The 7,329-nt window shown below is 43.0% G+C and carries 5 protein-coding genes; all 5 read right to left on the reverse strand.

Annotation, left to right across the window (positions count from 1 at the left end; translation table 11 throughout):
* Positions 1-76: 76 nt before the first annotated feature.
* The gene (gene nadC / locus ACTO17_RS03550; protein WP_172538507.1) at positions 77-931 is read right to left on the reverse strand and encodes a carboxylating nicotinate-nucleotide diphosphorylase; all 855 of its coding nucleotides are present in this window, start codon (positions 929-931) and stop codon (positions 77-79) included.
* A complete protein-coding gene (locus ACTO17_RS03555; protein ID WP_172538506.1) occupies positions 894-2,213 on the reverse strand; it encodes an L-aspartate oxidase in 1,320 nt (439 codons plus the stop codon). The genes nadC and ACTO17_RS03555 overlap by 38 nt, the downstream gene beginning before the upstream one ends.
* Positions 2,214-2,630: 417 nt before the next feature.
* Entirely contained in the window at positions 2,631-4,778 is a 2,148-nt protein-coding gene (locus ACTO17_RS03560) for a leucine-rich repeat domain-containing protein (protein WP_482556913.1), read from the reverse strand.
* A 355-nt stretch (positions 4,779-5,133) separates the two neighbouring features.
* A complete protein-coding gene (locus ACTO17_RS03565) occupies positions 5,134-7,218 on the reverse strand; it encodes a leucine-rich repeat protein (RefSeq protein ID WP_482556918.1) in 2,085 nt (694 codons plus the stop codon).
* Positions 7,146-7,329: hypothetical protein (locus tag ACTO17_RS03570; protein WP_482556914.1), on the reverse strand; the 184-nt coding region annotated here is incomplete at its 5' end. The genes ACTO17_RS03570 and ACTO17_RS03565, both read right to left, overlap by 73 nt.

Genomic DNA, 7,329 nt, shown 5'->3' on the forward strand with positions numbered 1-7,329 from the left:
AATTGCTTAAACGACATTCTGTATTCTTTCCTCCTCTGCGATTTAGCCTGTGAACCTGGTAAGTTTCCCAAAAGTTCTAAACTGCATGAAGATTTTTCAGAGAAATGTCCATAATAGGCGATGAATGGGTCAGCGCGCCGCTGGAAATGTAATCCACGCCCAGAGAAATATAATGTTCAATATTTTCCTTTGTCACATTGCCGGAGCATTCAATTTCCGCCTTTCCATCAATTACAGCAATGGCTTTCTGCATTTCCTCCACTGTCATATTATCAAGCATGATAATGTCTGCGCCCGCTTCCAAAGCCTCCATTACCATTTCTACCGTTTCGCATTCAATTTCAATTTTGCGGACAAACGGCGCGTATTCTTTTGCCATAAAGACAGCTTCCTTCACTCCGCCTGCTGCGCCGATATGGTTGTCTTTCAGCAGGACTCCGTCCGAAAGATTGTAGCGGTGATTGTAACCGCCGCCGATTTTTACGGAATATTTCTCAAAAATACGCATATTCGGGGTGGTTTTTCTGGTATCTAACAATTTCACCTTGCTTCCCTCTAACAGAGACGCAATGGAGTTGGTATAAGTTGCAATTCCGCTCATGCGCTGCAGATAATTCAGCGCTGTCCGCTCTCCCGACAAAATGGCTCGGATATCTCCGGTAACTGTTCCGATTAAATCTCCTTTTTTTACTTTATCGCCGTCGGAATAATGAAATTCCACAGAAACGGTTTCATCCAGAAGCTCAAATACCCGCTGAAATACCGGCAGGCCCGCCAGAACTCCGTCCTGCTTGCAGATTAACTGGGCTTCTCCCTTCCGGGCTTTTTGCATCACTGCATTGGTGGTAACATCCTCGCTGGAGATATCCTCCCGCAAAGCCTGTAAAATTAACTCATCTGCATTTAACGTCATGGTTATGCTGTTGTTCATACGCTTCTTTCATCCTTTCTATTTCCTGCCGCACCAGGGCATGGTTTTCCTGCTGCAGTTTATCAATCTCCTGATATTGCTCCGGGGAAAATAATTCTGTGTATTTCTCTTTTTTCTCTGTAACAGCGCCGGCAATATCCATAGCCGCCCGCCTTGCAAACACCAGGCTTTCCAAAAGGGAATTACTGGCCAGACGGTTTGCCCCATGCACGCCGTTACAGCTTGTCTCGCCTACTGCGTACAGGCGTCCCATGGAGGTTCTGCCCTCCAGATCCGACTGCACTCCTCCCATAAAATAATGCTGCCCCGGCACCACCGGAATGCATTCCTTTGTCACATCGTATCCTTCTTCCCGGCACCGCCTTAAGATATTCGGAAAATGGCTTAAAATATCTTCTCTGGCAATATGCTCCATCGAAAGCCAGACATAGGGCTTTCCGTCCGCTTTCATCTGTTCCTCAATGGCCCGCGTTACTACGTCTCTGGGCAGCAGTTCATCCACAAACCGCTCCATATGGGCATTGTATAAAACAGCGCCTTCTCCCCGAACCGATTCTGAAATCAGGAATCTGCGGCCCGGCTTCTCCGAATACAGCGTCGTCGGATGTATCTGGACAAAATTCACATCCTGAAGCTTAATCTTATGCCGCAGCGCCATGGCCAGTCCGTCTCCGGTCAGATGGGCAAAATTGGTGGAATGCTGATACAATCCGCCGATTCCTCCGCAGGCAAACACTGTATGCCCTGCCCAGACAGGACGGACAATGCCCCGGCTGTCTGCCGTCACCACTCCGTAACAGACATTATCCTTACAGAGAATATCAATCATTTCCGTATGTTCGTATATGGTGATATTCCTGCGTTTCCTGGCCTCTTCTAACAGCCTGCCGGTAATTTCTTTGCCGGTAGCGTCCTCATGGAACAGTATTCTGGGCTGGGAATGCCCGCCTTCCCTGGTATATGCCAGTTCCCCGTTCCGCCGTTCAAATTCCACGCCGTATCCCAGCAGTAACTCAATGATTTCTCCGGAGCTTCTTATCATCATCTCCACGGATTTCTCATTGTTTCTGTAATGCCCGGCCTTCATGGTATCTTCAAAATACCTGTCATAATCGTCTTCTGACCGCAGGACACAGATTCCTCCCTGTGCCAGAAAAGAGTCGCTGTTTCTGGCCTCATCCTTGGTAATAACGGTTATTTCCTTACTCTCCGGCAGCTGAAGCGCACAGAACAGCCCTGCGGCTCCTGTGCCTACGATTACTACATCTGTTTCTTTTTCCATGTCCCCACCTGTCAATATCTTTTTCACTATAATATGGCATAGCTGCCGCTACGCTGTAAAGATTTTAGCATATTTGGCAGAAAATTTCCAGTGTTATTACTGCGGCGGTTAATTTATTACTCCGGCGGTTAAATGTCGACGAATTTTACGCAGAATAAATTTTCATCTGCAAGGCGGAAGAATGAGTTGTAGCGAGTGCTACAACGATTGATGAGGGTCTGCCCCGCTTTATCGGGCACAACGCGGCAGATGGAAATTTAAGCAAGTAAAAACGTCGATATTTAACCGCTGGAGTAATAACATCGTATGGGCGGTATTTGAACGCTATGGGATCTGCGGTTCAGCCCGGCCTTCCCTCAAAATTCCGGCAGGCTGTCTGGGGTTCATAACCCGGACAGCCTGCCGTTTTGCAAAAATTTATTTGATTTTTATTTTCCGGCTCATTCCTTTCTTATAGAACAGCTTTTGGTATGTTTTCTGTTTGCCTGCCGGAACACGCACCGATGCTTTTGCCGGAATTCCTTTCCATGCTTTCTTTCCAAGCCCTTTGGATGTTAATCTGGTTGTTTTAACCGTCAGTTTCTTTAAACTCTTGCAGCCATAAAAAGCATTGGAACCAATCTTTTTTACTTTAGACGGAATTGTCAGTCTTTTAAGTTTGGAGCAGCCGCTGAACGCATTGGCCCCAATAGCTGTCAGATTTTTGCCCAGGCTTACATCCGTCAGGTTCTTGCAGCCATAAAAAGCATTGGCGCCTATGGTTTCCACATTACTGCCCACAAATACTTTTTTGATTTTTTTATTTTTGCGGAATGCGCTGCCGGCAACAGAAGTCACCTTGCAAATTGTCCCGTCTGCGGCTTCAATTGTGGCGGGAATTCTGATCACGGATGCCTTCGGATTCGTGTTTTCCGTATATTCTACACAGACTGTATTTCCTTTTACAGAAATCACTTCATATTCTGCATTGCCGGAATCATCCTGGAAGATATCTCCTTCTTCCATATCGTCCGGTTCTTCGGAATCTGAATCGGAAATGTCCTGATCCCCAGGTTCTTCTAACGTAATGTTGTCTTTATCGTCTGGATTCGGATCAGTATTATCTTCTTTCTCTCCTGGGTTTGATTCAGTGGTATCCTCTTTGTTTCCCACATTTTGGTCTGTATCAGAACTATCTGGTTCCTCTGGAATTACTTGAGTCCCAATATTGAAAGATACTGTTTTTGTATCTGATTCAAAGGCATAATTTTTGCATGTTACTTTTGCCGTGTATGTTCCTTCCCCTAATTCATTTGAACTCACTGTAATATGGTGTCCTGTGAAATCTTTTTTTAATACCTCTGTTCCAGATATATTATAGACTTTGAGTGTGTAAAACTCCACTCCGCCATTTGCTGAAGCTGAAACAATAATATCTTCATTAATTTTATAATTATTTTTATTAACTGAAATCTCTGGATTGGTTAATTGATTGTCAATTGCAAATTCAATTCTTGAAGTATCATACCCTCCTGAACCATTATATACAGAAAAATATGCAGAATATTTTCCTCTCCCCAACTTTGATGCAGGTATTGAATATGTTCCACTATTTGCCTCTTCAGTAATTATCCTTCTGTTTCCTATTTTATCATCTATGCCTATTACCTGTCCTTTAGCACAAGATACTAATACAGATATCTGAACTGTATCATCTAATGTATAACTTGTTTTCGTTGTGGAAACGACAGCTCCTTTTTTGGGGGTATCCACAATTTCAAATGACACTCTTTCTGTATCTATTCCACCGGAACCATTGTATACTGAAAAATACGCAGAATAAACTCCTGCTCCAAGATCAGATGCCGCAATTGTATAGGTACTTTCTGTATCTTCTGTGATAATCCTCCCTACCCCTTCTTTGTCAATACCTATTACTTGTCCCTTCGCACAAATTGTATCAACACTAATGCTTACTGTATCTGTCAAATCATACCACCAATTTGAAGCGAAAACATTTGAATAATCCGCTGCTCCTACTACAGAAAAGTCTACCCATTCTGTGTCAATTGTCCCTGCACTGTTTGTGCACGAAAAGTAAGCGCTGTAGTTCCCATAACCATACGCAGATGCATCAAATGAATATGTTCCATCAATTGCCTGAGAAATTATTTTATTCCCATCTTTAAATATCGACATAAAATAGCTGATTGCACCGTCTGCGTGAACCTTTAATTCTATTCTGTCTTTGATATCATACCACACTTGATTTTGTGAGACAGTTGGGTTTACAGGTTTTGTATTCGTTGAGACCGTATACCCATAAGCATGATAAAGAGACATTGCCCTGTTGGCTGTATCAAATGCCGACCAGCTTATACTGTATTTTTTAATGGTATTCCTTCCGTCGCTGTTGCAGTCAAACACTTCAATCCCACTGTCATTCACCCCGGCCAATATCATGGAATGAGGGCCCCGACCTCGTGCCGTACTTCTCTGAACCTGGATATAATCGCCGGGAACGCCTTTTTTCAACAGCGCTTTGGCTGACTCTTCATTCAGATTGCCTGGCTCAATAATTCCCACCGTCTCGGCATTCGGATTGGTTATTTTATAATTGGCAGATTCCGGATAAGGCCCAATATATACTCCAAAAATCTTCAGAAAAATCCAGTTGGCAAAGCCTTTGCACTGTGACCCCATATACATTTGGTTAGAGTTTGCCGTTTTTCCGTTATACTGCGCAATGTAAGAGTCCAACTGTGAAACCACGTCGCTCTGTGAAACGGCCTCTGCCTCCAAATCAAAGGTGAAAAGCAAACTTACAGCTAAGATAAAACTCATAAAAGCACAGAGTATTCTTTTTTTCTTCATAATCTTTCCTCCCTGAGATGTTAATATTTTTCCTTTAAATTATTCCTGAATTTCTATAAATCCATTATCATTTTAATTTAACCTTCCTGCTCAGCCCTTTTTGACGAAACAGTTTTTGGTATGCTTTAACTTTTCCTTTCGGAACCTGCACCACTGCCCGGGATGAAATTCCTTTAAATGCTTTCCTGCCGAGTCCTTTGGACGTAAGTTTTGCCGTCTTTATATTCAGTGTTCTCAAATCTTTACATCCATAAAAAGCATTTGAACCAATTTTATTTACTTTGGCCGGAATTGTCAGACTTTTCAATTTTGTACATCCGCTGAATGCATTTGTGCCGATGCTGGTCAAACTTTTACCCAAATTTACAGAGGTAAGATTTCTGCATCCATAAAAAGCATTGGCATCAATGGACTTCACTTGATTGCCCACAATCACTTTTTTAATTTTCTTATTCTTTTTAAACGCATTTTTGCCAATCGACGTTACTTTACAAACCGTTCCGTCCTTTGCCGTCACAATATTCGGAATTCTTACGACACTTGCTTTTGCATCTGTGCTTTCTGTATATTCCACACAGATTTCAGAGCCGTTTACAGATATCACTTCATATTCGGCATGGCCGGCAAAATCCTGAAAAACCTTTCCTGTTTCCAGATTTTCTCCTTCCTCTTTTTCCGAAGCATCATCCCTCTTGTCTGTATCTGACGGAAGATTCGGCTTTTCATCTGTATCTGACGGCACCTCCGGTTTACCGGCCGGATTCGAATTTAAAGGAGGAGTTGGAATATCATTTTCTCCCGGCTTCAAAGCAAGCGCAGGTATTTTTTCTGTTTTCCTGGAGCCGCAGGAAATGCAGGTATAAGTATATACGCCCTCAGAAACAGCGGTAGCCTGCTTTGTCACTTTGCCGTTATCCCACACATGCCCTGTTTTCGGTATATTTTCTGTATATTTCTTACCGCAGGCGCACTGAAATGTTTTTATGCCGGAGTCAGCGCAGGTGGCCCTTTTTGTGATTTTTGAAGTATAGCTGTGGGTATGCGCTACTGTTATTTCTGTATTCGAACTTGCTGAACAATCATTTAGCGTAAAGGTGACAACGCCTTTATAAGTACCTTCATCCTCCAAGCAAAAGCCAATCCAATTGCTCAGGCTATTACTGTAACTATGAGTTCCGCCTACGCTTCCATCCGGTTTGTAAATGGTTTCCGTCACCGTATAGTTTTGTCCATCCAAATCTGAGGTCAGTTCTCCCGTCTCGTCGTCAATAATCTCATAACATAGATAATATGTTGTTCCTTTTTTACTGACAGATGCAGACTCACCCATTTTACTTTCGGAAAACCATGAATGCAGCATTACTTTATGTTCTTTTACTTCAAATGACACTTCTGCGTCGCCGATATAATCTCCGGTAATTTCCACTTTCCCCCTGTAAACCCCCGCTTCCTGAGGTACATGGGAAATCCAGTTATTGTCGCTGTTCTCATAACTATAGGAAAATGCCGTACTTCCGTCCGGTTTATAAAACGTTTCTGTAATTGTATAATTTGCACTGGCCACCTCATTAAAACGTTTCCCACTGGCCGTATCAATCAATTCATAACACAGATAATAGCTTTTTCCTGTCCGGTAAACGGAGGGAACGTTTCCCATTTCAGTATCTGACATCCATACATGAATGGAAGGAGCTGATACTTCTGGAGCTGAATTGCTATAATTCGGCGTTACAAATCCCCATAAATTGCCGGCGGACAAAGAACAACTGCTGTCATGCACTCCATGAGGATTCGTCTGGGTATTATTTCCGTCAATATAATAAACTGTATTACCGGAAGAAAATTTCACGATACCCACATGCTGACTGGCATTGGAACCGAAAAATATAATATCCCCGCATCTGGGAGCATATCCGGAACCTTTCAGATGGCTGGAACCTCCGGAATTAATCAGTCGGTTCTTCATATCTGTAGTATTTGCCGTTTTAGGAATAACGCTGGCAGGAATTCCTGCCTGATCTGCACACCACGATACAAAAACTGCGCACCAGGCATATTTTGCAGCTATGCCGTTGTTATTTACCCGCCTTCCGTAATACCAGTCATTGTAAAAAATATCATCCGAGTTGCTGCTTCTCTCTTTGACCCCAATCTGGCTTTTTGCGAGGCTGTAAAAAATCTTGTGTCTATGGATTTTAGACTTTCCTGATAAGAATTAGATATGTAAGAGGTTTTTGTCGGTTTTATGTTTTTGGGACTGTCG

This window comes from Petralouisia sp. (genome assembly GCF_056822245.1).